The following is a 23,462-nucleotide window of genomic DNA, read 5'->3' as shown; positions in this document are numbered from 1 at the left end:
TTGGCCAAGGGGAAACTATGTCCGCTCACGGCGTGCACGGCCAACGCAACTTCGGCCTCAAGGCCAGATCTAGGGCAAGTCGAGCCTTGACCAGAGCCGACAATTCGATTGGGTGGCCCTTACGAACGGCTCAAGACCAGCCCATTAGGACCAACCGACATAGATCCACTTGCTCCCCGTCGCTACTTCCACCTCTTTAACCTCACGTGGAGGGGCGGTGGGCGGCAAATCTCCCCCCTTTTCCACACCTATTCCCCAGGAGGACGGAGAGGACGCGAGCACGATGAGAACATTGGAGCACCACGAGCACCGCAAATTCCATCCAACACATTGTTATTAAACATTTTTTTCGATTTTTTTGTGCGGAATCGCGCAGTACAACATAGCTTTTTTGCACCAAAACATGGTGATTGAGATATACTTTCCGCAGGTTTCAGCCACCTGAACATGAGTTATATGATGCGTACTGAATCGTTTTTTTTCCCATCGCTGTGAGCGACACTTCCTCCATCGCAATTTTCTAAATGAGGTGAGCAGATGGCCACAGCCAAACAAGCGGGTACCAAACGGCTCAAGATGTCCGAACGCGCCGAACAGCAGCTACAACTACTGTTCCCGGAAATCCCCCAGCTGTGGCTATGGAAACGGAAAACGAACGACGGCTACACGACGCTCCCGCGGACATTGCCGATCGTTATGCAAGCGATTGACGACCAATCCAAAGGCCAACCCGCGGGCCACACCCTCTTCTGCCTCTGGGCACGGTCGCCCGACCACCCTCTAGTCATTATCGAAAACCCGGCAACTTTTGCGAGCGAGGCGGGATTCGATGGAGTACGAGCCGTAGATACGTGGCGTCGACGCATGAAAACCTTGCAAAAGCTGGGATTCATTGCTCCCAAAAGAGGGCCATCAGGAGACTTTCACTATGTCCTACTGTTGAATCCCAACATGGCGGTGGAATGGATACGACACCAAGGCCAGATACAGGCCGATCTGTACGCTCGCTTCCTTGCCCGGTTGACCGAGATTGGTGGCTATAGCGACATAGAGGCCATCCAGGCTTACTGGACCGCCAACGCAGCGGCCTCGAATGAAAGCGGCAATGCCACTGCACCAGCAGTAGCCACGGCAATCTCTGCACCGCCACCTCCCGCCCCTCCGGTGCCATCACCCCCCGTATCACCATCAACCGACCCAAGCCATCCCACCGCAGCGCCCGCGGCGCCCACACCAGAGGCAGCCATGACGCGAAAATCGTCGCGTCGTAGGCGTGAGCAAGGGGCATGAGATGCGCCCCTTACTTAAACCCAACGGCGAGCATCCGGATAAGCGAGATGGCCCATACTGTGCGTTCAAGGACGACCGATATCGGTTTTGGGCGTTGCTAGTCCGAGACATCAAAGGCGTGCTTTGCACTCTCTGCTGGGCCGGCATCATGGCATGGTCCATATCGCACGGGTTCCCTGTTGCTTCTTCGTTGTTTAAGGCAGTTCTAACGCGCCTAGATGTCTTGTGAGGAGCCCGCTCTCCTCAGAGTGGACCGTAAATATGTGCAGATTTTTCCGTGGAGAAGTGGAGTCAAGCCCTGCGCTTTCGCCCCCTACACACATTCCTCTGCTCCTGGCAATTGTCAAAATAGGGGGGGGGTTACCCCGCAGCGCAATCATCATGCCCTAGCTAAGCCCCCACAAGCCATTGCAACTCGGCTTTTTTTACGTGCCTGTCGATAACAAGATAGCCTCCGCTTACCAACCAACAATCGCCACCGAAACCCAGAGCTAGGCAACGGCGCGGGTTCGCCTGGATGACGCACGCACGAACTCAACGTGAACGACATTGTTTGCGGCCGGATGGCCAACATGCCGACAGGCACTGTCACCGTCGACCCGAAATCAGGCCCGTTGGCTTGGGGATCCTCCAGAGCATCCGCCGCACCATCTAATGGCCCCGATCGAGCCGCCTCCACGGCACGCATTCGCGCCGCCAGCACCTGCGCAGTCGGGTTGTAGTACCGCATAGCCATTTGCAGAGTTTTCCAGCCCGTGATCTTGGCCAACTCCTGCGGCATCATGTGCGGAGCCAAACGCGTCGCCGCTTCATGACGAAGGTCGTGAAAGTGCAAGTCGACCAGGCCAGCAGCAATGCAAGCTGCCTTGAAATCACAAGCCAGCTTGCCGGTCTCGTGATAGCCCCTTGATGAGCTTCTCGGTCGAACGAGGAGGGCTCTAAAGGACGCGTACTGCCTCGAGATTCAAGCCCACTGACCGCTTGCGGCCATTGCGGGCCTTTGTCAGGTTCAAGACGCCGCCTTTCAGATCAACCTGTGACCACTCGAGAGTCAGGAGCTCACCGGCACGCAAACCCGTGGCCAGCGAGAGTCGAAGGCATGCCTTCCAGCCAGACGGGTTGCCGAACGCGCTCGTCGTTTACTCCCGAAAGGAGCCGGGCCTCTTCATCCCCACGAAGCCGACGCTCACGGCCCTCTGGAGCGGAGGGTCGTCTCACGTCTTCAAGGGATTGTCGAGTGGCCAGTTCCACTCCTTCTTGCCAATCGTGTACAGATGCGAGAGCAGCGCCAACTCCAGCCGCACCGTATTAGCATGACCTACTTGTGCGGTCCTCTCATTGCGGTACTTGGCAAAGTCAGAGGACTGAAGCGTGCTCAGCTCACGCCTGGCCAGTGGATGCTTCTTCAGCAGTCGAATTCGATTGCGCTCATTGCGCTGCCCACCTACGGCCTTGGTCGGGACGACTTCGTTCACTAGCGGTCCAAGGCATCGCCAAGGGTCAGTTTCGCGACGGGACGCAGGTCTCTGAATTTCCCCTCGTCCATTTGCCCCTCGTGCTTTTCGCACCCACTGTTCGGCGTCGTCTTTGGCCAAGAACGTCTGGGGCTGCCGCGGGAAGCCTTTACGACGAATGTCTGCTTGGTACTGGTACTCACCGCGCCTCTGAATGTTAGCCATGCTGCTTATCTCAAAATTTGAGGATTGAGGTATAAGTGCCAACGCGGGTGGCCCCTTGCTTCGCGGGCTCCGATTCGCTGAAAGCTGCCAGCAAATGGAGGCAGAAATTTTTTCTGTAACAGCGCTCGAAGGTCGCTGCCAGAGTCCGCCAAAACACCGAAGTGGGTTAGAAGTGCGGTCAAAATTCCCAGAAAGCAAAAAAGCCCACCGTTTCCGGTGGGCTAAGCGCTTGATACTACTAGAGAATTCTGGTGGGCTGTGAGTGGCTCGAACACTCGACCTACGGATTAAGAGTCCGCTGCTCTACCAACTGAGCTAACAGCCCTGCAAGTCACTCACTTTGAACTGCTGCTGCGCTTGGCGCTGTAGCGTTTCGTTATGTGTGTGCTGCGAAGAAGAAAGATTATATGGGGCTTTTTTTGTTTGTGCAAGTCGGGTGGCGAAAAAGTTTTAGATACGAGCACATCAGGCCGCGTACCCCCCATCCACCGCCAGACTCGCGCCCGTGACATAGCGGCCTTCCGGTCCTGCCAAGAATGCGACCATCCCCGCAATGTCTTGCGCTTCCCCGTAGTGCGGCAAAGACAATACGGCAATCAGATCAGCCGCGCGGTCTCCGTCGGCCGGGTTCATATCAGTGTCGATGGGGCCCGGGTGTACGACGTTCACCGTGATCCCGCGCGGCCCCAGATCGCGCGCCAGGCCTTGCGTCAGTCCGACCAACGCGGACTTGCTGGCGGCATACAGCGCAACACCCGCGCGGCCCGCGCGTGGGGCCAGGCAACTGCCGATGTTGATGATGCGGCCGCCATCCGGCATCGAGGCCTGCGCCGTCTGGATGGCGACGAAAGGCGCGCGCACATTAATGTCCATCGTCCGCTTGTAGTCGTCCAGGCTGGTGTCCGCGACATGCCCGGCCAGAAAAATGCCGGCGTTGTTGACTAGCACGTCGACAGGACCAAGTTCACGGATGGCGTCTTCGACGGCGCGCTTCACCGCGGCGGCGTCCGCCGAATCGGCCTGGATGGCTTTGGCGCGGCGGCCCTGCGCCGTCAGCTCCTGCGCCAGCGCCCGGGCAGGCTCGGCGGACGATGCGCTGACATAGGTGAAGGCGACAGCCGCGCCGTCGGCGGCGAGGCGTCGGACAATGGCGGCGCCGATGCCTCGGCTGCCGCCCGTGACGAACGCCACTTTTCCGTTCAAGTTCTGCATGGGAAACCTCGTTTTGTAGTGATCGGTACAAATATCATCGCCGCGCGCTTGCGGCACGGTCAACAATTTTTTATCGATCAACACAAAATACGCGACGCGAGTAAAATCGCGGGCATGGCTGAACGTGGGCGCCCGCGGAACTTCGACCGTGCCCAGGCCTTGCAAAAGGCCATGGAAGTTTTTTGGTCGAAGGGATATGAAGGGGCATCGCTGACCGATCTGACGGAAGCGATGGGCATCAACTCGCCCAGCCTCTACGGCGCCTTTGGTTCCAAGGAAGGTCTTTTCCGCGAAGCCGTCGAGCTCTACCGCGAGACCGAGGGCGGCTCGGCGCGTCGCGCGCTGCTGGCGGCGCCGACGGCACGCGACGCGGTGCAGGCCATGCTGCTGGCATCGGCCGAACGTTTCACCGCCCCGGGCTTGCCGCCTGGCTGCATGATCGTGCTGGGCGCACCCGCCGGTTGCGACAACCAGCCTGGCGTGGGGAATTTCCTGGGAGACAACCGGCGCGAGATGCAAAGCCGCATCCTCGCCCGTCTGAACGCAGGCGCCGCGCAAGGCGAATTGCCCGCTGGCGCGGACTTGAAGGGGCTGGCCGCGTTCTACACGACGGTGCTGCATGGCATGTCCATCCAGGCGCGCGACGGCGCCAGCCGCAAGACCTTGCAGGCCGTGGCCCGGCAGGCGATGCGCGCGTGGGACGCCCTGATCTGCGACGCCCCGCCGCCGTCCGGCGTGCCACCGGGCCGCGCCCGCAGCTGACGGATGCCGTCATGTTCCGCGTCGACCTGCGGCGTCTCATCCTGTGGATCAGCCTGCTGTCGGTCGTCGTGGTGCTTGCGGGCGGCCTGCATGCCAGCTATCTGGTGCAACGCGATCTGCTGCTGCGCAATGCCATGGACACGAACCGCATCTATGCGTCCAAGCTGGCGCTGACCACCGATGCGCTGCTGAACGACATTCGCCGCTACCTCGCCTACAGCGCCGACGAGCTGGCCGGCATGGAAAGCCGTCCCGAAAGCATGGCCGAGGAAACGCGCCGGCAGGAGCAGCAGTTGGGGCTTTTCAATTCCAGCTTTGTCTCATCACCTCAAGGCAAGGTGCTGGCGGTGTCGCCGTCGTATCCGCAATTGCTGGGACATCAGTTGGTCAGCGACGCGGTCAAGCAGGCGCTTGCCGCCCGGCAGCCGACGATCAGCGAGCCGTTTCAGGCCAGCAACGGCCGCTGGCAGATTCTCTACACCCAGCCGATTTTCTCGCGCGATTTCCGCTATCTCGGCTTCATCGCCGGCTCGCTTTACCTGCACGAAGACAACGTGCTGGATCGTCTGCTGGACCAGCATTTCTACCGCGACGATTCCTTTCTCTACGTCATCGACCGCAAGGGCACGCTGATCTATCACCCCAACAGCGCGCAGCTTGGCAAGCCGGCCCCCGACAACGAAGCCTTTGCCTCGGCGCGGCGTGGCGAGACCGGCGAGCGGCGCTTCATCGACAACGAAGGCCGCGACATGCTGGCCGGGTTTGCGCCCGTGCCCAGCACCGGCTGGAGCATCATCGCGCAGCGGCCGGTGGACAGCACGCTTGCCCCGCTTTCGGACCTGTTGATGGCCACCGCCCGCAACACCCTGCCCTTGCTGCTGCTATCGGTGGCGCTGATCTGGCTGTTGTCGCGCTGGATCGCACGCCCATTGGGGCAGATGGCCAGCATTGCCAAGCGCATGCAGGACCCCGATTCCGCGGACCGTATCCGTGCCGTGCGCTCGTGGTATTTCGAGGCCGCGCAACTGCGGCGCGCGCTGCTGATGGGACTGGCGTCGTTTCATCACAAGCTCAGCGACCTGCGCCGCGAAAACACGACCGACACGCTGACCGGGTTGTTGAACCGCCGCGGCATGGATGAGGCGCTGGCGCTGCTGGGCGCCGAAGGCACGCCGGTCGCCATCGTGGCGATCGACATCGATCACTTCAAGCGCATCAATGATCGTTATGGCCACGCGGCGGGCGATCAGGCCTTGCAGGCGCTGGCCGGCGTGATGCGCGAGGGATCGCGCAGCGGTGATGTGCTGACGCGGCCGGGCGGCGAAGAATTCGTGATGCTGCTGCCGGGCGCCAGCATGGCGGCGGCCATCGCGATTGCGCAGCGGCTGCGCGCGCGGCTGGCGACGCCGGCGGCGACGCCGCTACCCGCGCCCCTCACCATCTCGGCCGGCGTGGCGCATTATCCGGAACAGGGCGCGACGCTGGAGGCGGTATTCGAGCGCGCCGACCAGGCGCTCTACTACGCCAAGAACCATGGCCGCAATGTGGTGTGCGCGGCCGACGAAACCGCGCCGGATGGTTTTCGACTGATGCCCGGGGGCTGACCGTCACGCGCCGTGACGGGACGGGGACGTCTGCGGTCACGCCGGCCCGCATATTCCTGTCACGTGGGCGGAGCCGGCGCATTCGCCGGCACGCGCCCTCTTACTTTTTGGCCGGCGCTGGCGCCTTGGGCGGCTTGCGCATCTGCTCCAGCAGCGGGCCGCACGCATTCTCGTCGTTGGCGCTGGGCGCGATCAGCGCCAGTAGCCCGGCCGCCGGCGTCAGCAGCACGCCGAGCGCCACCATGCCCGCGCCGCGCGCCGCCAGCGGGGCGACATGCACGCCCACATCGGGCGATCCGAACGTCCCGCGCACATACAACGGCGAGCGCAGCGAGAAGATGCGGAAGCCCTTGCTGTCGGGATCGATATCCAGGTCCATGGTCTCGTCCTTGAAGTTGGCCGAGCCGGTGATGGTGATCAGCGCGTTGTCCGTGTCGAAAACGAAGATGCGCGGCGTCATCACGCCATTCTTCAATTCCAGGTCCGCCGCGCCGCAGTTGATCTTTACTTCGTCGTCGCCGAACAGCTTGGAGACCACGTAATTGGCAACGTTCAGCCCGGCAAGCTCCATGAGGCTGCGGCTGATCACGCCATCGTTGACCAGCATCTTGACGTCGCCATTCGCCGAGCCCAGCAATGCCGCCACGGAGTTGCCGGTGCCGCTGATCGCGAGGTCGCCGTTCAGCTCGCCCAGCGTCTTCTGCATGGCTTCCGCCGACGGAAAGAGTTGCTTGAGCTGCAGGCGGCGCGCTTGCATGTCGATACGGCCGGTGAGCGGCGCGCGCGAGCCGTCCAGGCGCGCAGTGGCGTTCATGGTGCCGCCCGCCATGCCGAAGCGCAGCGGATCCAGCGTGAGTTTGCCGTCCTGCAGGATGACATGCACCGAGAGCTTGGACAGCGGCAGCTTGCTGTCATGGACGATCCGGGCGGCGTCCAGCGAGACATCCGCGTCCATGTCGCGCCAGCGGTCCGTACGGAACTCTTGCGTGGGCAGGACCTTGCCGCCCTTGGGCTTGGCGGGCGCGTCCTTGGATTTATCCACGGCCGACTTCGGCCCGCCGCCCGACTGCACGCCGATCAGCGGACCCAGGTCGGCCATTTGCAGGAGCTTGGACGACAGCTTGCCGGTCAGCTTGGGCCTGGGCGCGCCCAGCGCGAACGTGATATCGCCGTGCAGGTCGCTGTCGCCGACCTTGCCGTTGAAGTTCCTGTAGTCGAACACCGCGCCGCCGGGATTCTGCAGCTTGGCCACCAGATGGCCGTCGGTGCTGTAGGGCGGCGTGTCGGGCAGCGTCACGCCGGTCAACGGATAGAGCTGCGCCATGGACGAGCCGGACAGTTTCAGGTGCAGGTCCAGCGCGCCCAGATTCACAGGATCGGTCAGCGTGCCCGCGACCGATGCGCGCGTGCCGCCGATGGACACGTCGGCCTGCAAGGGGAACGGCTGCTTGGGGTCCTTCAGGGCCAGCATGCCGCCGACCTTGCCTTCGCCCTTGGTGGCCAGCCCTTTGTACTTGCCGTCGACCTTCCAGCCGAACACGTAATCGCGCGGCGCCGGGGCCGTGCCGTCCTCGGGCACGAACGACTTACCCGTTACGTCGGCAAACGGCACGGGCTTGCCCAGCGGATCGACCAGCACCGTCAGGTCGGCCTTGAGCATTTCGTCGGCATAGCCGACGCGGCCCTTGTCGAATCCGATCTCGTTGATGTCCAGCACCCAGGGCGAGGGCTCGCCCGATTCCGGCAGGGTGAAGACCCAATTGGCGCGGCCGTCGGCCAGCCGTTCCAGGTCGGCGGCCGGCTCCGTCAATTGAATGTGCCGGATAACGACGTGCTGAGCCAGCAGCGGCAAAGGCGACAGGCTGAATTCCGCGCGCTTGAGCGTGGCGAAATGCGGCGCCTTGCCCCACTCCGTATTGGCGATAGTGATGTCGTTGGCGACCACGCGCGGCCAGGGCACCCAGGACCGCAAGCCGCTTTCGCCGGGCTCGCGCTGCCATCGCACGCTCAGGTCGCCGTTGATTGCAAAGGGGCGCCCCATGGCGGCGGTGGCCCGTTCGTTGATCATGGGCTTGGCGCGGTTCCAGTCGAACGTGGCGATCACGATGATCAATACCGCCACCAGCAGGGCAATGCCCCCTACAATCCCGATCGCTATTTTTCTTGTGCGCGTCATGGTTACTATCCTTGGCTTGGCTGCCGGCCGCACACCGCTGGCCGGACTTGCTACCCCAGGGTATCGCGGCCTGTTGCGGCGGTCGGACGGAACGACGCCATAATGTGTGCGGATTTTTCCGGGCGGTCGCGCCGGGCAGTCATGTCAACGGCACGAACGTCCGCGGCGTTGCGCAGCAAGTGCTGTGCCCGGATGCCGGTACGGCCGTTACAAACAGAGACCACTAGGGCGTGCGAAGAACTGCCTTATCGGACGCCCTTACAGAATTTTTGACGCCGGCGCGGTTCCAATGCCAAATGACCGATTCCGCCCGCGCCGGGTGGTGAAGCAGGACAACCTGGAGGCCCGATGCGGCATTCAACCTTGATTTTCGTGTTGGCGGCGTTCGCGCTGCTGACGCTCAGCCGTCTGGCGCTTGCGCTGTGGCAATGGCAGCGCGTACGCAATGCCGGCGGTCTCGCGCCCTTGCTGCTGCGCGGACTGCGCATCGACGCGCATCAGATTGCGGTGCTGGCGGCGCTTCCGGCCGTCCTGTCGCCGCTTTTCGGTCACATTCCCTTGGCGGCAAACCTGGCCGCCGGCTGGTATCTGGTGGCGTTCGTGCTGCTGGCGTTCCTGGAAGTGGCGACGCCGCCCTTCATCATCGAATACGACTCCCGCCCCAACCGCCTGTTTGTCGAATACCTGAAGCATCCGCGCGAGGTTTCCGGAATGCTGTGGCGCGGTTACAAGGGCGCGCTGCTGGGCGGACTGGGCGCGCTGGCGCTCATCGGCTGGGCCGCCTGGACCTTGCTGGGCCACGCGCGTCCCGACGCGCCTTTGACGTGGTGGCAGATGCCGCTTGCCAGCGTGGCGATCCTGGCCGTGGTGATCCTGGCCATCCGCGGCACGCTGAGCCACCGTCCGATCAACCCGTCTTCGGTGGCCTATAGCTCCGACGGGATGCTCAATACCCTGGCGTTGAACTCGCTGTACAACGTGTTCTACGCGGTCTACAGCATGAAGAACGAAAAGTCGGCCTCCGCCGTGTATGGCGGCATGGACGACGACAAGATGCACGCCCTGGTGCTGGCGCAGTCCGGACTGCCGTATCCGCCGCCGAACCCCGATTACCCCAGCCTGCACCGCCAGCCGGCCACCCGCAAGACGCATCGCCCGCTCAACCTGGTCATCATTCTTGAAGAAAGCCTGGGCGCGCAGTACAGCGCAGCGCTGGGCGGCGCCAACCTGACGCCCGAACTGGATGCGCTGGCGCGCGACGCCTGGTCCTTCACGCGCGCCTACGCCACCGGCACCCGTTCGGTGCGCGGCCTGGAAGCCGTGACCACCGGCTTTCTTCCCACCCCCGCGCAGGCGGTGCTGAAGCTGCCGCGCTCGCAGCGCGGGTTCTTCTCGCTGGCGGATCTGCTGGGACGCCACGGTTATCACTCGCGCTTCATCTATGGCGGCGAGTCGCACTTCGACAACATGAAGGGCTTCTTCCTGGGCAACGGTTTCAAGCAGATTGTCGATCGGGCCGATTTTGTCGACCCGGCATTCGTCGGCACCTGGGGGGCCTCGGACGAGGACATGTTCAACCAGCTGGACCGCCTGCTGCGCGAAGACGGCGACCTGCCGACCTTCACGCTGGCGTTCAGCGTGTCCAACCACACGCCGTGGGAGTATCCGGCGGGCCGCATCGAGACCGACGGCAATCCCGCCACGGTCGAGAACACGGTGCGCTATGCCGACTGGGCGCTGGGCCGGTTCTTCGAGAAGGCCAAGGCGTCGCCGTATTGGGAGAACACCGTCTTCCTGGTGGCGGCGGACCACGATTCGCGGGTGTTCGGCGCCAGCCTGGTGCCGGTGCGCCACTTTCATATCCCGGCCGTGATCCTGGGCGCCGGCATCGAGGCGCGGCGCGACGACCGCCTGGTCAGCCAGATCGACCTGCCGCCGACGCTGCTGTCGCTGATCGGCGTGGATACCGAACATCCGATGATCGGGCACGACCTCACGCGCAGCACGCCGGGACGCGCGATCATGCAGTACGACAGCACCTACGGCTATCTGAAGGGCGACGACCTGCTGGTGCTGGCGCCCAACAAGACGGCGGTGCAATACCGCTACACCGCGCCCGAGGACTACGCCCCCGCGCCGCTGAACCCCGAACTGGCGACCGAGGCGCTGGCGCATGCGTTGTGGCCAAGCTGGGCTTACCGCGAGGGGCGTTACAGCCTGCCGGGGCAGGCGCCGGTACAGACCGGGCAGGAGAACGGCCGCGCAGCCTGACGCGGGCCGTTCAGTGCAAGGCGTCAGCCCGCCGACCGCACGATTGGCCGCACAAACGCCTTGCGCTTTTTCTCGATGATGGCGTGGCAATGGCAGCCCGGGCTGTGGTCATTGACCATGCCCACGGACTGCATGAAGGCGTAGACCGTGGTGGGCCCCACGAATTTCCAGCCCAGCTTCTTGAGCGCCTTGGACAGGGCTTCGGACTGTTCCGACGTTGACGCGCCGTAGGTGGACCCCTTGGCGGGCGGCGCTTCGAAGCGCCAGAAATACGCGGCCAACGATCCTTCGCGGTCGATCATTTCAAGCGCCCGGGCCGCGTTGTTGATCATGGCTTCGATCTTGCCGCGATGGCGCACGATGCCCGCATCCGCCAGCAGCGCCTGGACTTCCGGTTCGCCAAAGGTTGCGAGCCTGGCGGGATCGAAATTGGCGAAACCGCGGCGGAAGGCCTCGCGCTTGTTCAGGATGGTGCGCCAGCTGAGGCCGGACTGGAAACCTTCCAGGCAGAGCTGTTCGAACAGCGCGCGATCGTCGCCTTCGGGGCGGCCCCATTCGGTGTCGTGATAGGCCATGTATTCGGCCGACGTGTCCACCCAGCCGCAACGGGCCAGGCCATCTGGAAAATCGGTTTTTGCGGACAAGAAAGCGCTCCTCGGGACTGACAGGGTACCGATGCTACTCCTGCAATGTCCCTGAAAAAAGTCGTAGCGGCCGCAACGCAAATCCAGATAATATTTCCGGCCTTCGGACCTACGCCCATGTCCCTGCCACTGACCTCGCTCGTCTCGTTTGTCTCGCCCGCGGTACTGGCCGGCGACGACCCGTCCGCCAATCCCTGCCTGGACTGCGGCGCCTGCTGCGCGCACTTTCGCGTGTCGTTTTACGTCGGTGAACTGGCCGGCGAAAACGGCGGCCACGTGCCGCTGGACCTGGTCACCCAGATGAGCCCGCTGCGCGCCTGCATGAAGGGCACGGAAATGGGCGGCGGACGCTGCATTTCACTGCGCGGCGAGCTGGGCAAGCCCGGCATCCACTGCGACATCTACGAGAGCCGTCCCACGCCGTGCCGCGAGTTCGACATCTGGATGCCGGACGGCGCGCCCAATCCGGATTGCCAGCGCCTGCGGCTGTCGCTCGGTTTGACGCCGGTGCCGCCCCGGCCGGACGCGGAAAACGACCCGGAAGGTCCGTTGCATCCGGACCAGCCTGCCGCCGCCTGACTGCGCTGCTCCCTGACTGCGTGGCCCCCTGACTGCGTGGCACGCCTGACCGCGTTCAACCCCTAACCGCGATCCGCCAGATACCGCGTCGGCGTCATGCCGAACGCCGTGCGGAAGCTTCCAATGAACGCGCTGGTGCTTTCATACCCGACCGACAGCGCGGCCTGGGTGACCGATCCGCCCCGGAACAGCATTTCCAGCGCCCGCAGCAGCCGGGCCTGCTGGCGCCACTGCCCCAGCGTCACGCCGGTCTCCTGGCGAAAACGGCGCATCAGCGTGCGCGACGACATATTCAGCCGCTGCGCCCATTCGTCAATGCCCGCCGTATCGTCCGGCGTGTCCAGCAGCGTGTTGGCCAGATCCTGCAGGCGCGGATCGGCCGGCATCGGCAGCGGCGCGGTGGCATCGGATGTGCGCTGCCGCAGTTCCTCCAGCAACACGTCGAACAACTGCGCCTGATAAGACGGCGTCGCATCCTGCCACCTGCCTTCCGTAAAACGTTCGACCAGCGCCTCGATCAGCCGGGAAGACGGCCACGCCCGGCAATTTGCCGGCAGGCGCCCGCAGATGTCCGGATGCACGTGCAGGAATGACCCGCGCGCCTCGCCGAACCAGCGCGCCCCGTGCTGCACGCCGGGCGGAATCCACCCCAGGCTGCCGGGCAGCACCGTCAGTACGCGCTCGCCCGACTGCACCATCACCAGCCCTTCGTGGACCAGCACCAGCATGCCCTCGGCGTGGGTGTGCGCAGGCACGGAAATGCCCTTGGACTCCCGCCGCCTGCGCAGGCTGAACGGCGTCAGCAGGACGTCGGGCAAAGGGGAAGCGGCAGCCGCTTGAAGCATGGTTGGCAGGTTTGAGGTACAGGTTGACGGGTTCCCGTTAGCGGGTCCATTTGAAAATGTACATCATTCTCATCAGCCGGGTATCAGCCCCCCGGATGGAGAATCGACATGGACCACACACGGCTGCGCGACGCCGGCATCAAAGCCACTTTCCCGCGGATGAAGATCCTGGACATCTTCTACCGCCACGCAGACCAGCACATGAGCGCCGCTGATATCTACCGCCGCCTCATCTCGGATCACAGCAATATCGGCCTGGCCACGGTTTACCGGGTGATCACGCAACTGGAGCACGCCGGCCTGCTCAAACGCACCCAGCTCGACACGCACACCAATGTGTTCGAACTGAGCGACAAGGGCCATCACGACCATCTGGTCTGCACGCGTTGCGGACAGATCCGGGAATCCAGCGATCCCGCCATGGCGCAACTGGTCAGGAAGATCGCGCGGCGCAGCGGGTTCGAGCTGGATTCCTACAGCCTGGTGCTATACGGCAGCTGCGGCTGCGCCAAGGACGATCCCGCCCTGCCCCACGGAGCCTTCGAATGAACCACGATCAGTTTTTCTTCCACGACCTGTCGCAATTCCCCATCGTGACCGCCCGCCATGGCGGCGCGCCGCTGGGCTATTCGGCCTCGTGGATTCGCGAGATGGAGCTGCTGGTGGACAACCCGCGCAGCTTCGTCATGGTGGTGCCCGATACCCGCCACGAGGCCGCGCACGAGGACCGCAAAGCGATGATCGAATGGCAGACGGCCAACATGCCGCGACTGCGGGCACGCTGCCGGGCATTCATCGCCGTCGAGCGCGATACCGACGCGCTGGACAAGCTGCGCAAGCGCGGCGAAAAGATGGCCCGCGCCTTCGGCCTGCCGTTCCTGGTGGTCGCGACGCCGGGCGAAGCGGTCCAATGCGCCCGCGAACTCCTCGGGCAGGCGGGCCCGGGCGGCTTCAACGTCGATTAAGGGGCCGCATCGCGATTTAAGACTGGGCGTGCGCGGCCGTTGTTCAATGACAGGCGCCGCCATCCGCGCGGCCGCCTTCGAACAATTCGCACCGGCCGCCCGACGCATGAACCACGCCCTCGCCTGTCTGTTTTGCCAATCGACGCTCGCGCAGGGCGCGCCGCTGCTCGAACAGAACGGCGCGGCCATCTGCAAAACCTGTGTGGACCAGTTTGCCGTCCGCTCCGCCGAGCGCGCGTGGGCGATGGCCGCCACGCCGCAAGAGCAGCTGGACGTGCTGCTAGACGAAAGCAGCCGCGCGCTGGCGCAGAGCGAAACGCTGGCCGAGCGGGCGCGGTGCTGCGGTCTCAGTCTGAACGACCTGTCGGCGGCGCTGCCCGCGCGCACGCTGTCCTGAGCGTTCGCCCGTCAGAAAGACCCCAGCGCGCTGCCCAGCGCAATGACGGCGGCCAGCCCGATGATGGGTCCCACGATGCCCACCACGACGATGTTCATGTAGCCCTCGCGGTGCGTTGACCCGCACACCGCCAGCAGCGTCACCACGGCGCCGTTGTGCGGCAGGCTGTCCAGCGTGCCCGCGCCGATCACCGACACGCGGTGCATCAGCGCCGGATCGATGCCCAGCGTCTGGGCCAGCTCCATGTACGTCGCGGCCAGCGATTGCAGCGCGATGGTCAGGCCGCCCGACGCCGACCCGGTCAGCGCAGCCAGCACGTTGGTCGCCACCGCGAGCGATACCAGCGGCCCGCCTTCGATCGACAGCACCCAATCGCGCACCGCGGCGAACGACGGCAGCGACGCGACCACCGCGCCGAAACCTACCAGGCTTGCCACGCTAAGCAGGGGCAGCGCCGACGCGTTCACGCCCGCGTCCATGGTGTCGCGCAGTGACGGCAGGCGCCGGAAGTTCAACACCACCAGCACGGCAATCGCGGCCAGCAGCGCGGTGATCACCGACCAGACCCCACCCACCGCGGCCAGGCTGGTGCCGCCCCAGCGCGCCTCGGCCAGCCAGGCGGTGTCCATGCGCGGCAGGACCACCAGCGTCATGAACAGGTTGACCAGGATGACGACAACGAGCGGCGTCGCGGCCACCAGCGTGGACGGCGCGTCGGGGCTGCGCTGGCCGTGGTGCATTTCGGCCGGATCGAACTCGCGCGCGACCGTGGCACGTTCGCGCACCAGCACGTCGTCAGACACGTCGGCGGCCATGCCCGCTGGCGCCACATAGCCCTCGCCCGCGCGCCGGGCCGACGCTTCCGCCCGGCTCAGCCACCACAGTCCGAAACCCAGCATGATCGCGCTGGCGATGATGCCCAGTCCGGGCGCGGCGAACGGCGTGGTCGCAAAGAACGGCATGGGAATCGCGTTCTGCACGGCGGGCGTGCCGGGCAAGGCGGACATCGTGAAGGTGGATGTGCCGAGCAGGATGGCCGCGGGCATCAGGCGCACCGGAATCCCGGCCGACTTGAAAAGCGCGTGCGCCATGGGCGCCAGCACGAAAAACGCCACGAACAGGCTGACGCCGCCGTAGGTGACGATGGCGCCGGCCAGCACCACCGCCAGGATGGCGCGCCGCGCGCCGAGCTTGCGCGTCATCGCGTCGGCAATCGCGGTGACCGACCCGCTGTCGGCCATCAGCTTGCCAAACAGCGCCCCCAGTAGAAACAACGGAAAGAACTGGGCCACAAATCCGGCCGCGCCGCCCATGAACGTCTGCGTCCAATGCGCCAGCAGCGGCTCTCCCGCCGCGGCCGCCGTCACCATGGCCGCCGCCGGCGCCAGCAGCAGGATGCTCCAGCCGCGGTAGGCCAGCCCGATCAGTAATACCAGCGCGAGCAGGATGCCGAAGAGTCCCATGGTCAGACCTCGCCCAGCAGTTCGTCTATGTCCAGCGATGACCGCTTACCCAGGTCATCGCCATGTTCGGCCAGGAAGCGGTCGGCGGCCTTCCTGCCCTCGTCGCGCAGCATGCAGAGAAATGGCCATTCGGCGTTGAGCTTGGAGGAATAGCCCAGTTCCACCATCAGATCGGACGAGACGCGATGGATGCGCATGTCCGCCCACATCCTGCCCTCGCCATTGCCGGGGTCGGCCACCTGCCGCAGCAGCGCAATCATGCGCAGCTCTTTCAGAAGCGACGCGTTGAACGTGACTTCGTTCAGCCGGTTCATGATCTCGCGGGCGCTGCTGGGCAACCCGGGGCGTTCGACCGGATTGATCTGCACCAGGATCGTGTCGTGCGACTGGCATTCCCGCACCAGCGGCGTGATGGTGGGATTACCGCTGTAGCCGCCGTCCCAATACGGGTCGCCGTCGATCATCACGGCCCGGAACATGGTCGGCAGGCAGGCCGAGGCCAGCAGCACGTCGGCATTCACCTCGGCATTCTTGAACACCCGGCCGCGCCCCGTGCGCGCATTGGTCGCCGTGATGAACAGATGGATGGGCGCGCGCGCCAGTTCATCGAAATCGATGACTTCCTGCAGGATGGCGGCCAGCGGATTGGCCGCAGCGCTGAGGTCATAGGGCGAAAACACCCGCGACGCCAGGTCGAAGGCGATGAACATGGGCGAATGATCCAGCGACCAGGAACCCATCAGGATGTCGAGCGGACTGCGGCGAAAAGGGCTGTAGCGCGCGGCGTCGGACACGCGGCGCCAGAAGTCTTCCAGCGCAGCACGGGCGCCGTCGGCGCCGCCCCGTGCATGCCCCAGCACCAGCACCGCGGCATTCATGGCGCCGGCAGAGGTGCCCGAGATGCCGTCAATGCCAAGCCAGGATTCTTCGAGCAGCCGGTCCAGCACGCCCCAGGTGAATGCGCCGTGGGCGCCGCCGCCCTGCAGCGCCAGGTCGATCAACAGGGGATCGCGGTCAGTCGGCGACGCTTTGGATCGGGCCACGGCGGTACTCCTTGCGGGAGGCTGGGGGGTGAGCGGGCGATGAAATGATTGCGATATGAACCATGTTGCGGCGCACATATCGTTCGGCAGTTATACGCGATGGCTTTGAAAAACGAAAGACATCGCGGGCGTCCGCGCGCCATCTACGACCAAAGACCGATGCGCCTGCACCGGGCCGCTGCTACTGTCCGCCTCGAGCAAACCAGCCCCCGGCCTTGAAGGTGCGTGACATACGCGGCTGGATCCGCCCGCGGGGCGCTCAGCCGACGTTGGCGCGGCTTTTTCCGCCGGCATGCAGCAGGAGATAGCAATGGAAAAAATGGAACAGCAGGTTCAGCAAGGCAACGCGGAGTTCCGCATCGAAGCGATGACCGCCGACGAGATCAACCAGGTCAGCGGCGGAATCGGCCCGAACCGCTCCACGGGCGCTTCGTCCAACAACCCGCACGCCCAGCTCTCCACGAAGCCCAATGTCCAAAAGCCCAGCACGGCAGGGATCAGACAGGTTTTCTTGAGCTGAACTGACTGACGAGCATTGCGGGGGCCGTCCGAGCCCGGACAGTCCCCGCAGCGCGAAGCCTCTCACGTTCCCGATCCGTGCCGCTCTACCGCGACCAAGCGCTCGCCGCGCAACGCATCTCCGGCCTGGGCGACATCGTCCTGATCCGGCCGGTGTCCTTCGCCCTTGCGACGACCGTCCTGGCGGGCTTCGTGCTGGCCGTCTGCCTGTTCCTGGCGTTCGGCACCTATACCAAGCGCGCGACCGTCAGCGGCCAACTTGCCCCGGACGCGGGACTGCTCAAGCTGTACGTGCCGCAACCGGGCATCGTGCTCGAGCGCCGCGTGCAGGAAGGCCAGCACGTGGCCGCCGGTGAGGTGCTGTATGTCGTGTCGGGCGACCAGCAAAGCGCGTTGGGCGACACGCATCAGGCGATCAGCATGCAGATACGGCAGCGCCACGACAGTCTGCACGAGGCCCGGCAAAAGACGGCCCTGCTGCAGCAAGGCGAAGTCGGCACCCAGGCCACCGCCATCGCCAGCCTGCAGGCGCAGCTTGCCGCCATGGACCAGCAGATCGCCGGCCAGCGCGAACGCATCAAGCTCGCGCAGGATAGCGCCCAGCGCTATCGGCAACTGATGGATAAGGGTTATCTGTCGCCCGAGGAAACCGACCAGAAGCGCGCTGAACTCCTGGACCAGCGCAACCTGCTGCAAGCGCTGCTGCGCGACCGCATCGGGCTGAAAACCACCCTTGCGGCACACGAACAGTCGCTGGCCGAGCTGACGCTGCGCCATCAGAACCAGCTGGCGCAACTGGACCGGGAATTGTCCGCCGTGGCGGTCGAACTGACCCAGAGCGAGGCGCGGCGCCAGATCGTCCTGACCGCGCCCCATGCGGGCGTGGTCACGGCCGCCACCGCCGACGCCGGCCAGGCGGTCGACAGCCGCCGGCCGCTTGCCACAATTGTTCCGGACGGCGCGAAGCTGCTGGCCGAACTGCTGGCGCCCAGCCGCGCGGTCGGTTTCGTGGCGCCGGGCGATAAGGTGCTGATCCGTCTGGCCGCCTATCCGTATCAGACGTTTGGCCAGCAGACCGGCATCGTCCAGGACGTGGCGCGCAGCGCCCTGCCCGAATGGCAGCTCGACGACGCCAAGCGCAACACGCCAGACGACGAGGCCGTCTACCGCATCACCGTGGCGATTGAGACGCCCGCCCAGGGCCCGCAAGGCCAGGAACTGGCGCTGCGGCCCGGCATGCGGCTGGAGGCCGATTTGCTGCAGCAGACGCGCCGGCTGTACCAGTGGGCGTTCGATCCGGCCATGCGCCTGGCGGAAAAGCCATGAGCGCGCTGGAGCGCCTGGCGCTCGGCTTCAAGCGGCGCGTTCCGGGGCTATTGCAGACCGAAGCGGCCGAGTGCGGCCTGGCCTGCGTGGGGATGATTGCGGGCTATCACGGCCACCACCAGAACCTTGCGGCCCTGCGTGCGCGCTTTCCCGTGTCGATGAAAGGCGCGACGCTCGCCACGCTGATTCAGGTGGCCGGCCAGCTTGGCCTGGCGGCGCGTCCCGCCAAGGCCGGACTGGGCGCGCTCGGCCTCCTGAAGCTGCCCTGCATCCTGCACTGGGAGTTCAATCACTTCGTGGTGCTGACGGCCATCAACGCGCGCTCGGCCACCCTGATCGATCCGGCGAGCGGCGAGCGCACCTGCTCCCTTGCGGCGCTGTCAGCGTCCTACACCGGCGTCGCGCTGGAACTGTGGCCGACGCCGCAGTTCCAGGAGACGCGCGCAAGCGCACCTGTGCGCCTGCGCGAACTCACCGGGCGCATCCGCGGCCTGGCCGGGGCATGCTCGCAGGTGCTGCTGCTGGCGCTGGCGCTCGAGATCCTGACGGTCGTGCAACCCTTCTTCCTGCAGTGGGTCGTGGACCATGTGCTGAACACGGGCGACCGCGACCTGTTGACCACCTTGGCGCTGGCCTTCGCCCTGCTGATGGTGATGAAGCAGCTCACCTCGGTGGCGCGCGGCTGGATGCTGATGGTCATGAGCACGACGCTGAACCTGCAATGGCGCACAAACGTCTTCACCCACCTGCTGCGTCTGCCGGTCGCCTGGTTTGAAAAGCGGCACCTGGGCGATGTGGTGTCGCGCTTCGGGGCCGTCGACGAGATCCAGCGCACCTTGACGACCTCATTCCTGGAAGCCGTGCTGGACGGGCTGGTGATGCTCATCACGCTGGTGCTCATGTTCGTCTACAGTCCGCCGCTCGCAGGAATCTCGCTGGGCGCCATGACGCTTTACGGCATCGTGCGCTGGAGCGGCTATACGCCGCTGCGCAATGCCACCGAGGCGCACATCGTGCACGCGGCCAAGGAGCAAACGCACTTTCTCGAAACGGTGCGCGGGGTGAAGGCGATCAAGCTCTTCCAGCATCAGGACGACCGCCGGTCGCGGTGGCTGTCGCTGCTGGTCAACGAGATCAACGCGGATCTTCGCACGCAGAAGTGGGCGCTGTTCTTTCGCACCTGCAACGGCCTGCTGTTTGGCCTGTCGTCCATCGTCATCCTGTGGGTGGGCGCCAGGCTCGTGCTGGACGGCCAATTCACCGTCGGCGCCCTGCTCGCCTTTATCGTCTACAAGACGCTGTTCGACCAGCGCGTGGCGGCGCTTCTGGACAAGCTGGTCGACGTAAAGATGCTGAGGCTGCAGGGCGAGCGCCTGGCCGACATCGTGCGCCAGGCACCCGAACCGCCGGAAGACATGCCGCAGGCGGACGACATGCCCGTGCGCCCGCCCGTGATCGAAGTGCGCAACCTGCGCTTTCGATACAGCCCGCAGGAACCCTACGTGCTCGACGGCCTCAGCTTCCGGATCGAGCCCGGCGAATCCGTCGCCATCACGGGGCCGTCGGGCGGCGGCAAGTCGACGCTCATCAACATCCTGCTCGGCGTCCTGGCGCCGACGGACGGCGACGTGCTGATCGACGGGGTGCCCGCCCGCGGCGCCGGCGCGGCCTGCCTGCGCCGGATGGCGGGCACCGTGTTGCAGGACGACGCGCTCTTTGCCGGGTCCCTCGCCGAGAACATCAGTTTCTTCGATCCGCAGTACAGCCCCGAGCGCGCTGCCCAATGTGCGCAGATCGCCGCAATCCACGACGACATCCGCGCCATGCCGATGGGCTACAACACGCTGGTGGGGGACATGGGCACCGTGCTCTCAGGCGGCCAGAAGCAACGGGTGCTGCTCGCGCGCGCGCTGTACAAGCGGCCAGCCGTCCTGTTCCTGGACGAAGCGACCAGCCATCTGGACATAGACCGGGAACGTGCGGTCAACGCCGCGATTGCGGGGCTTGAGATGACGCGCGTGATTGTCGCGCACCGTCCGGACACCATCGGCGCGGCCGAGCGGGAAATTGTGCTGGCGGACGGCAAGGTGGTCCGGGACAGCGGCCGGCGCGCATGCGCCGCAGCAAGGGTCGTCCCGGCCTAGACCGGCTTGCCGAACACGCCGCCGCGCCGCGCCACCAGCGTGGCCTGCGTGCGGTTCAGCACCCCCAGCGTGCCCAGGATGGCCGACACGTGCGTCTTGACGGTCTTTTCCGTCATGTTGAGCTGTTCCGAGATTTCCTTGTTGCGCAGGCCATCGCACATCAACCGCAAAACCTCGCTCTGGCGCGGCGTCAGCGCGCGCAGCAGCGCCGCCTCGTCCTGCGCGGCGCCGGCACTGCCGGCGGCGGACGCAGCGTGCATGACCCGCGCCGGCGCTTCGTCAATCGCCAGCAGCGCGGCCGCCAGTTCCTGGCAGCTGGCGGACTTGTGCATGAATCCCTGCGCCCCCGCGTCCATGGCGCGGCGCCGATCCTCGGGATCCTGCGACGCCGACAACACCAGCACACGCAATTGCGCCCGGCGCTGGCGCAGGCGCTTGAGCAGATCCGCGCCCGCGATGTCGGGCAGATAGAAATCCATGATGACGTTGCGGATGGCGTCGTGCTGGTCCAGCACCTCCAGCGCCTCCTGCCCGCTGGCCGCCGGGTGGATGGTCACGTCGGGCAGCGCATCGTCAAGCGCCATGACCAGTGCTTCGCGGAACATGGCATGGTCGTCAATCAATAGCACTGCCGTCATTCGGCGTCTCCGGTCAGGGGGTGAACAGGGGTGGCCTGAAGCAGTCCGGCCACGCGCTCGCGCAGTGCCTGGACCTGCACGGGCTTGTGCAGCAGCGGCACCCCGCGGGCGGCGGCCTCGGACAGCCGGGCCGGATCCGTGTCGCCGCTGACCATCAAGGCCGGCAGGTCCGGATCGTTGTATTCCTCGCGCAGCCTTTCAATGACATGGATGCCCGTCTCGTGGTCGCGCAGGCGGTAGTCGCTGATGATGAGCGCGGGGCTTTCGGCCAACGGCAGCACGCGCTCGAGCAGCGCATTGCCGCTGGTGGCGGCGATGACGCGGCAGCCCCAGCTCTCGAACAGCATGGACAGGCCTGCCAGATTCTGCGGATCGTCGTCCACCAGCAGAACCAGCTTGCCCTCCAGGCCGCCGCTGGACGCGGTCACCTGCGGCATGTCCGGTCCCGAGTCACGCACAGGCGGCTCGGACGCCTCACGTTCCGCGACAGGCGCCGTCAGGGTAAAGACCGTGCCGCGCCCCACCTGCGAGCGCAGCGACAGTTCGTGCCCCAGCAGCCGCGCCGTGCGGCGCACGATGGCCAGCCCCAGTCCCAGGCCTTTGCTGCGATCGCGTTCGGGGTTGCCCAATTGATGGAATTCCCAGAACACGCGTTCCTGCTCCGGCTTCGGAATCCCCGGGCCGTTGTCCCAGACCTCGATCCGCAGCCGCCCGCCCGCGCGCCGGCATCCGATCAGCACTCGCCCGCCCGCCGTGTGCGTGATGGCGTTGCTGATCAGGTTGCGCAGAATGCGTTCAAGCAGGATGGGATCCGAACGCACGCTGACCGCGCAGGCCCGCACCCGCACCGTGATGCCCTTCTCGGCCGCCTGGGGCGCGTACTCCGCACGCAAGCGCTCAAGCAGCGGCTGCAGGGCAAAGGCCTCGACGCGCGTCTCGATGACGCCGGCATCCAGCCGGGACAGGTTCAAAAGCGCGTCGAACAGCTGACCCATCGCCGCCATCGCGCTGGCGATGTTGTCGACCAGATAGCGGCCATGCCGCGACAGGCGCTCGTTCGTGAGCAGCCCCAGGAACAGATTGACCGCGTGCACCGGCTGACGCAGGTCGTGACTGGCGGCGGCAAGGAAGCGCGACTTTTCCAGGTCGCTGCGTTCTGCGGCGGCCTTCTCCTGGCGCACCTGTTCCAGCAGCGCCAGGTTTTCATAGCCCAGCCGCAAGGCGTCCAGATGCGTGCGGTTCATGCGATGGATGAACGCCAGGGTGGCGACCAGATAGGCCAGCCCGCTGGTGACCAGCGCCAGGTGGATGGCGGACGGCTGCGCCGCCAGCGCGATGAACATGGGCGCGAAGGCGGGGATCTCGAACGCGTACATGACCGGCAACATCATGTAGTTCGAGTAGATGGCGCCGGTGCCCAGCCCGAACAGGATGACGATGAAAAAGAGCTGGTATTCCAGCGGAACGATGAACGTCCAGTATGCGAACGGCAAGCCCCACAGGATGCCCGAACACAGGTTGCCCACCAGCATGCGCCGCACCCAGATCCGAGCGGCGGCCGGGTCGGCACGGCGCCGGTCGTAGGCCAGCATGGCACCCAGGCGCAATGCGCCGACCACCAGCGTGACGGCAATCCACAGCAGGATCTGCTGACGGGGCAGCACGTCCAGCAGCGCAAAGACCGAGAAGCAGGCGGTGATCAGCGATCCAGCCAGCGCGAAGGGAAACATCCGGCGCAGCGCGTCCACCTGCACCTGATGGATGCGGGCGGCATACACGGAACCTTGCGGCGAAGCGGCGGGAAGCGGGCCCATAACGGGTTGCACGGGTCAGGGCGCCGAGCACATCCGGCGCGGGGCGGGAAACTGGGCGGCGGCCAGGTGGCCGACGGCGAACTGTCCCGAT

General features: G+C 65.3%; 20 protein-coding genes, 1 tRNA gene and 2 pseudogenes. 11 read left to right on the top strand and 12 right to left on the bottom strand.

Annotation, left to right across the window (positions count from 1 at the left end; all coding sequences use genetic code 11):
- Positions 1 to 537: 537 nt before the first annotated feature.
- Positions 538 to 1,290, top strand: a complete 753-nt coding sequence (locus AC6CIE_RS25785; protein ID WP_498094577.1) for a hypothetical protein — start codon at positions 538 to 540, stop codon at positions 1,288 to 1,290.
- 379 nt (positions 1,291 to 1,669) lie between these two features.
- Here the strand turns inward: AC6CIE_RS25785 and AC6CIE_RS25780 are convergent, their stop codons facing one another.
- The 5 genes and pseudogenes from AC6CIE_RS25780 to AC6CIE_RS25760 form a co-directional block, all read right to left on the bottom strand.
- Positions 1,670 to 2,173 (bottom strand): tyrosine-type recombinase/integrase, encoded by a 504-nt coding sequence (locus AC6CIE_RS25780; RefSeq protein WP_498094653.1) that lies wholly within the window; start codon positions 2,171 to 2,173, stop codon positions 1,670 to 1,672.
- Between the two features lie 55 nt (positions 2,174 to 2,228).
- Positions 2,229 to 2,384, bottom strand: a pseudogene (locus tag AC6CIE_RS25775) (tyrosine-type recombinase/integrase); the annotation flags it as partial.
- A 120-nt stretch (positions 2,385 to 2,504) separates the two neighbouring features.
- A complete protein-coding gene (locus tag AC6CIE_RS25770; RefSeq protein ID WP_498094575.1) occupies positions 2,505 to 2,765 on the bottom strand; it encodes a hypothetical protein in 261 nt (86 codons plus the stop codon).
- Between the two features lie 453 nt (positions 2,766 to 3,218).
- A tRNA-Lys gene (locus tag AC6CIE_RS25765) sits at positions 3,219 to 3,294 on the bottom strand.
- A gap of 140 nt (positions 3,295 to 3,434) precedes the next feature.
- A complete protein-coding gene (locus AC6CIE_RS25760) occupies positions 3,435 to 4,181 on the bottom strand; it encodes a 3-oxoacyl-ACP reductase family protein (RefSeq protein WP_498094651.1) in 747 nt (248 codons plus the stop codon).
- 114 nt (positions 4,182 to 4,295) lie between these two features.
- Here AC6CIE_RS25760 and AC6CIE_RS25755 point away from each other — a divergent pair, with 114 nt between their 5' ends.
- Together AC6CIE_RS25755 and AC6CIE_RS25750 are read left to right on the top strand one after the other, a co-directional pair.
- Positions 4,296 to 4,943: a TetR/AcrR family transcriptional regulator gene (locus AC6CIE_RS25755; protein WP_498094573.1), complete on the top strand. Its 648-nt coding sequence runs from the start codon at positions 4,296 to 4,298 to the stop codon at positions 4,941 to 4,943.
- Positions 4,944 to 4,954: 11 nt separating this feature from the next.
- Entirely contained in the window at positions 4,955 to 6,547 is a 1,593-nt protein-coding gene (locus AC6CIE_RS25750; RefSeq protein ID WP_498094571.1) for a diguanylate cyclase, read from the top strand.
- 100 nt (positions 6,548 to 6,647) lie between these two features.
- On the opposite strand, the gene AC6CIE_RS25745 is transcribed toward AC6CIE_RS25750, so the two are convergent.
- Positions 6,648 to 8,723, bottom strand: a complete 2,076-nt coding sequence (locus AC6CIE_RS25745; RefSeq protein ID WP_498094569.1) for an AsmA family protein — start codon at positions 8,721 to 8,723, stop codon at positions 6,648 to 6,650.
- A 348-nt stretch (positions 8,724 to 9,071) separates the two neighbouring features.
- Here AC6CIE_RS25745 and AC6CIE_RS25740 point away from each other — a divergent pair, with 348 nt between their 5' ends.
- Positions 9,072 to 10,994 carry an LTA synthase family protein gene (locus AC6CIE_RS25740; protein ID WP_175125558.1) on the top strand — a complete coding sequence of 641 codons (1,923 nt, stop codon included), beginning with the start codon at positions 9,072 to 9,074 and terminating at the stop codon, positions 10,992 to 10,994.
- 23 nt (positions 10,995 to 11,017) lie between these two features.
- On the opposite strand, the gene AC6CIE_RS25735 is transcribed toward AC6CIE_RS25740, so the two are convergent.
- Entirely contained in the window at positions 11,018 to 11,638 is a 621-nt protein-coding gene (locus tag AC6CIE_RS25735; RefSeq protein WP_498094567.1) for a DNA-3-methyladenine glycosylase I, read from the bottom strand.
- Between the two features lie 117 nt (positions 11,639 to 11,755).
- On the opposite strand from AC6CIE_RS25735, the gene AC6CIE_RS25730 reads away from it, so the two are divergent.
- The gene (locus AC6CIE_RS25730) at positions 11,756 to 12,217 is read left to right on the top strand and encodes a YkgJ family cysteine cluster protein (protein ID WP_175139394.1); all 462 of its coding nucleotides are present in this window, start codon (positions 11,756 to 11,758) and stop codon (positions 12,215 to 12,217) included.
- Between the two features lie 62 nt (positions 12,218 to 12,279).
- Here AC6CIE_RS25730 and AC6CIE_RS25725 read toward each other — a convergent pair whose 3' ends face one another.
- A complete protein-coding gene (locus tag AC6CIE_RS25725) occupies positions 12,280 to 13,062 on the bottom strand; it encodes a helix-turn-helix domain-containing protein (protein ID WP_279975346.1) in 783 nt (260 codons plus the stop codon).
- Positions 13,063 to 13,170: 108 nt separating this feature from the next.
- Between AC6CIE_RS25725 and AC6CIE_RS25720 the strand changes: the two genes are divergently transcribed.
- The 3 genes from AC6CIE_RS25720 to AC6CIE_RS25710 all read left to right on the top strand — a co-directional run bounded on the left by AC6CIE_RS25720 (position 13,171) and on the right by AC6CIE_RS25710 (position 14,424).
- Entirely contained in the window at positions 13,171 to 13,611 is a 441-nt protein-coding gene (locus tag AC6CIE_RS25720; RefSeq protein ID WP_175125566.1) for a Fur family transcriptional regulator, read from the top strand.
- Positions 13,608 to 14,027, top strand: a complete 420-nt coding sequence (locus AC6CIE_RS25715) for a hypothetical protein (RefSeq protein ID WP_175139396.1) — start codon at positions 13,608 to 13,610, stop codon at positions 14,025 to 14,027. The genes AC6CIE_RS25720 and AC6CIE_RS25715 overlap by 4 nt, the downstream gene beginning before the upstream one ends.
- Positions 14,028 to 14,133: 106 nt before the next feature.
- Positions 14,134 to 14,424: an MSHA biogenesis protein MshH gene (locus AC6CIE_RS25710; protein WP_498094565.1), complete on the top strand. Its 291-nt coding sequence runs from the start codon at positions 14,134 to 14,136 to the stop codon at positions 14,422 to 14,424.
- An 11-nt stretch (positions 14,425 to 14,435) separates the two neighbouring features.
- On the opposite strand, the gene AC6CIE_RS25705 is transcribed toward AC6CIE_RS25710, so the two are convergent.
- The gene (locus AC6CIE_RS25705) at positions 14,436 to 15,887 is read right to left on the bottom strand and encodes a GntP family permease (RefSeq protein ID WP_175125573.1); all 1,452 of its coding nucleotides are present in this window, start codon (positions 15,885 to 15,887) and stop codon (positions 14,436 to 14,438) included.
- Positions 15,888 to 15,889: 2 nt separating this feature from the next.
- Positions 15,890 to 16,930, bottom strand: a complete 1,041-nt coding sequence (locus tag AC6CIE_RS25700) for a patatin-like phospholipase family protein (protein ID WP_254595062.1) — start codon at positions 16,928 to 16,930, stop codon at positions 15,890 to 15,892.
- Between the two features lie 310 nt (positions 16,931 to 17,240).
- Here AC6CIE_RS25700 and AC6CIE_RS25695 point away from each other — a divergent pair, with 310 nt between their 5' ends.
- The 3 genes and pseudogenes from AC6CIE_RS25695 (at position 17,241) to AC6CIE_RS25685 (ending at position 21,019) form a co-directional block, all read left to right on the top strand.
- Positions 17,241 to 17,450, top strand: a complete 210-nt coding sequence (locus AC6CIE_RS25695; RefSeq protein ID WP_498094563.1) for a hypothetical protein — start codon at positions 17,241 to 17,243, stop codon at positions 17,448 to 17,450.
- A 77-nt stretch (positions 17,451 to 17,527) separates the two neighbouring features.
- Entirely contained in the window at positions 17,528 to 18,775 is a 1,248-nt protein-coding gene (locus AC6CIE_RS25690; RefSeq protein WP_498094561.1) for an HlyD family secretion protein, read from the top strand.
- Positions 18,772 to 21,019, top strand: a pseudogene (locus AC6CIE_RS25685) (peptidase domain-containing ABC transporter). Before AC6CIE_RS25690 ends, AC6CIE_RS25685 begins: the two are co-directional and overlap by 4 nt.
- Here AC6CIE_RS25685 and AC6CIE_RS25680 read toward each other — a convergent pair.
- Complete coding sequence (locus tag AC6CIE_RS25680) at positions 20,916 to 21,557, bottom strand: response regulator (protein ID WP_498094559.1); 642 nt, start codon at positions 21,555 to 21,557, stop codon at positions 20,916 to 20,918. The pseudogene AC6CIE_RS25685 and the gene AC6CIE_RS25680 overlap by 104 nt on opposite strands.
- A complete protein-coding gene (locus AC6CIE_RS25675) occupies positions 21,554 to 23,371 on the bottom strand; it encodes an ATP-binding response regulator (RefSeq protein ID WP_498094557.1) in 1,818 nt (605 codons plus the stop codon). The genes AC6CIE_RS25680 and AC6CIE_RS25675 overlap by 4 nt, the downstream gene beginning before the upstream one ends.
- Positions 23,372 to 23,462: the final 91 nt, after the last annotated feature.

It is taken from the genome of Achromobacter sp. GQ309, assembly GCF_059759315.1.
Note: the sequence above shows the minus strand (reverse complement) of the source record. Positions and strands in the feature narration are given on the sequence as shown.

Bases quoted from the DNA above. Each gene is read 5' to 3' on its own strand.
- AC6CIE_RS25740 (WP_175125558.1), top strand. From the start codon at position 9,072: ATGCGGCATTCAACCTTGATTTTCGTGTTGGCGGCGTTCGCGCTGCTG.
- AC6CIE_RS25705 (WP_175125573.1), bottom strand. From the start codon at position 15,887: ATGGGACTCTTCGGCATCCTGCTCGCGCTGGTATTACTGATCGGGCTG.
- AC6CIE_RS25785 (WP_498094577.1), top strand. From the start codon at position 538: ATGGCCACAGCCAAACAAGCGGGTACCAAACGGCTCAAGATGTCCGAA.
- AC6CIE_RS25745 (WP_498094569.1), bottom strand. From the start codon at position 8,723: ATGACGCGCACAAGAAAAATAGCGATCGGGATTGTAGGGGGCATTGCC.
- AC6CIE_RS25715 (WP_175139396.1), top strand. From the start codon at position 13,608: ATGAACCACGATCAGTTTTTCTTCCACGACCTGTCGCAATTCCCCATC.
- AC6CIE_RS25755 (WP_498094573.1), top strand. From the start codon at position 4,296: ATGGCTGAACGTGGGCGCCCGCGGAACTTCGACCGTGCCCAGGCCTTG.
- AC6CIE_RS25725 (WP_279975346.1), bottom strand. From the start codon at position 13,062: ATGCTTCAAGCGGCTGCCGCTTCCCCTTTGCCCGACGTCCTGCTGACG.
- AC6CIE_RS25710 (WP_498094565.1), top strand. From the start codon at position 14,134: ATGAACCACGCCCTCGCCTGTCTGTTTTGCCAATCGACGCTCGCGCAG.
- AC6CIE_RS25675 (WP_498094557.1), bottom strand. From the start codon at position 23,371: ATGGGCCCGCTTCCCGCCGCTTCGCCGCAAGGTTCCGTGTATGCCGCC.
- AC6CIE_RS25680 (WP_498094559.1), bottom strand. From the start codon at position 21,557: ATGACGGCAGTGCTATTGATTGACGACCATGCCATGTTCCGCGAAGCA.
- AC6CIE_RS25730 (WP_175139394.1), top strand. From the start codon at position 11,756: ATGTCCCTGCCACTGACCTCGCTCGTCTCGTTTGTCTCGCCCGCGGTA.
- AC6CIE_RS25760 (WP_498094651.1), bottom strand. From the start codon at position 4,181: ATGCAGAACTTGAACGGAAAAGTGGCGTTCGTCACGGGCGGCAGCCGA.
- AC6CIE_RS25750 (WP_498094571.1), top strand. From the start codon at position 4,955: ATGTTCCGCGTCGACCTGCGGCGTCTCATCCTGTGGATCAGCCTGCTG.
- AC6CIE_RS25695 (WP_498094563.1), top strand. From the start codon at position 17,241: ATGGAAAAAATGGAACAGCAGGTTCAGCAAGGCAACGCGGAGTTCCGC.
- AC6CIE_RS25720 (WP_175125566.1), top strand. From the start codon at position 13,171: ATGGACCACACACGGCTGCGCGACGCCGGCATCAAAGCCACTTTCCCG.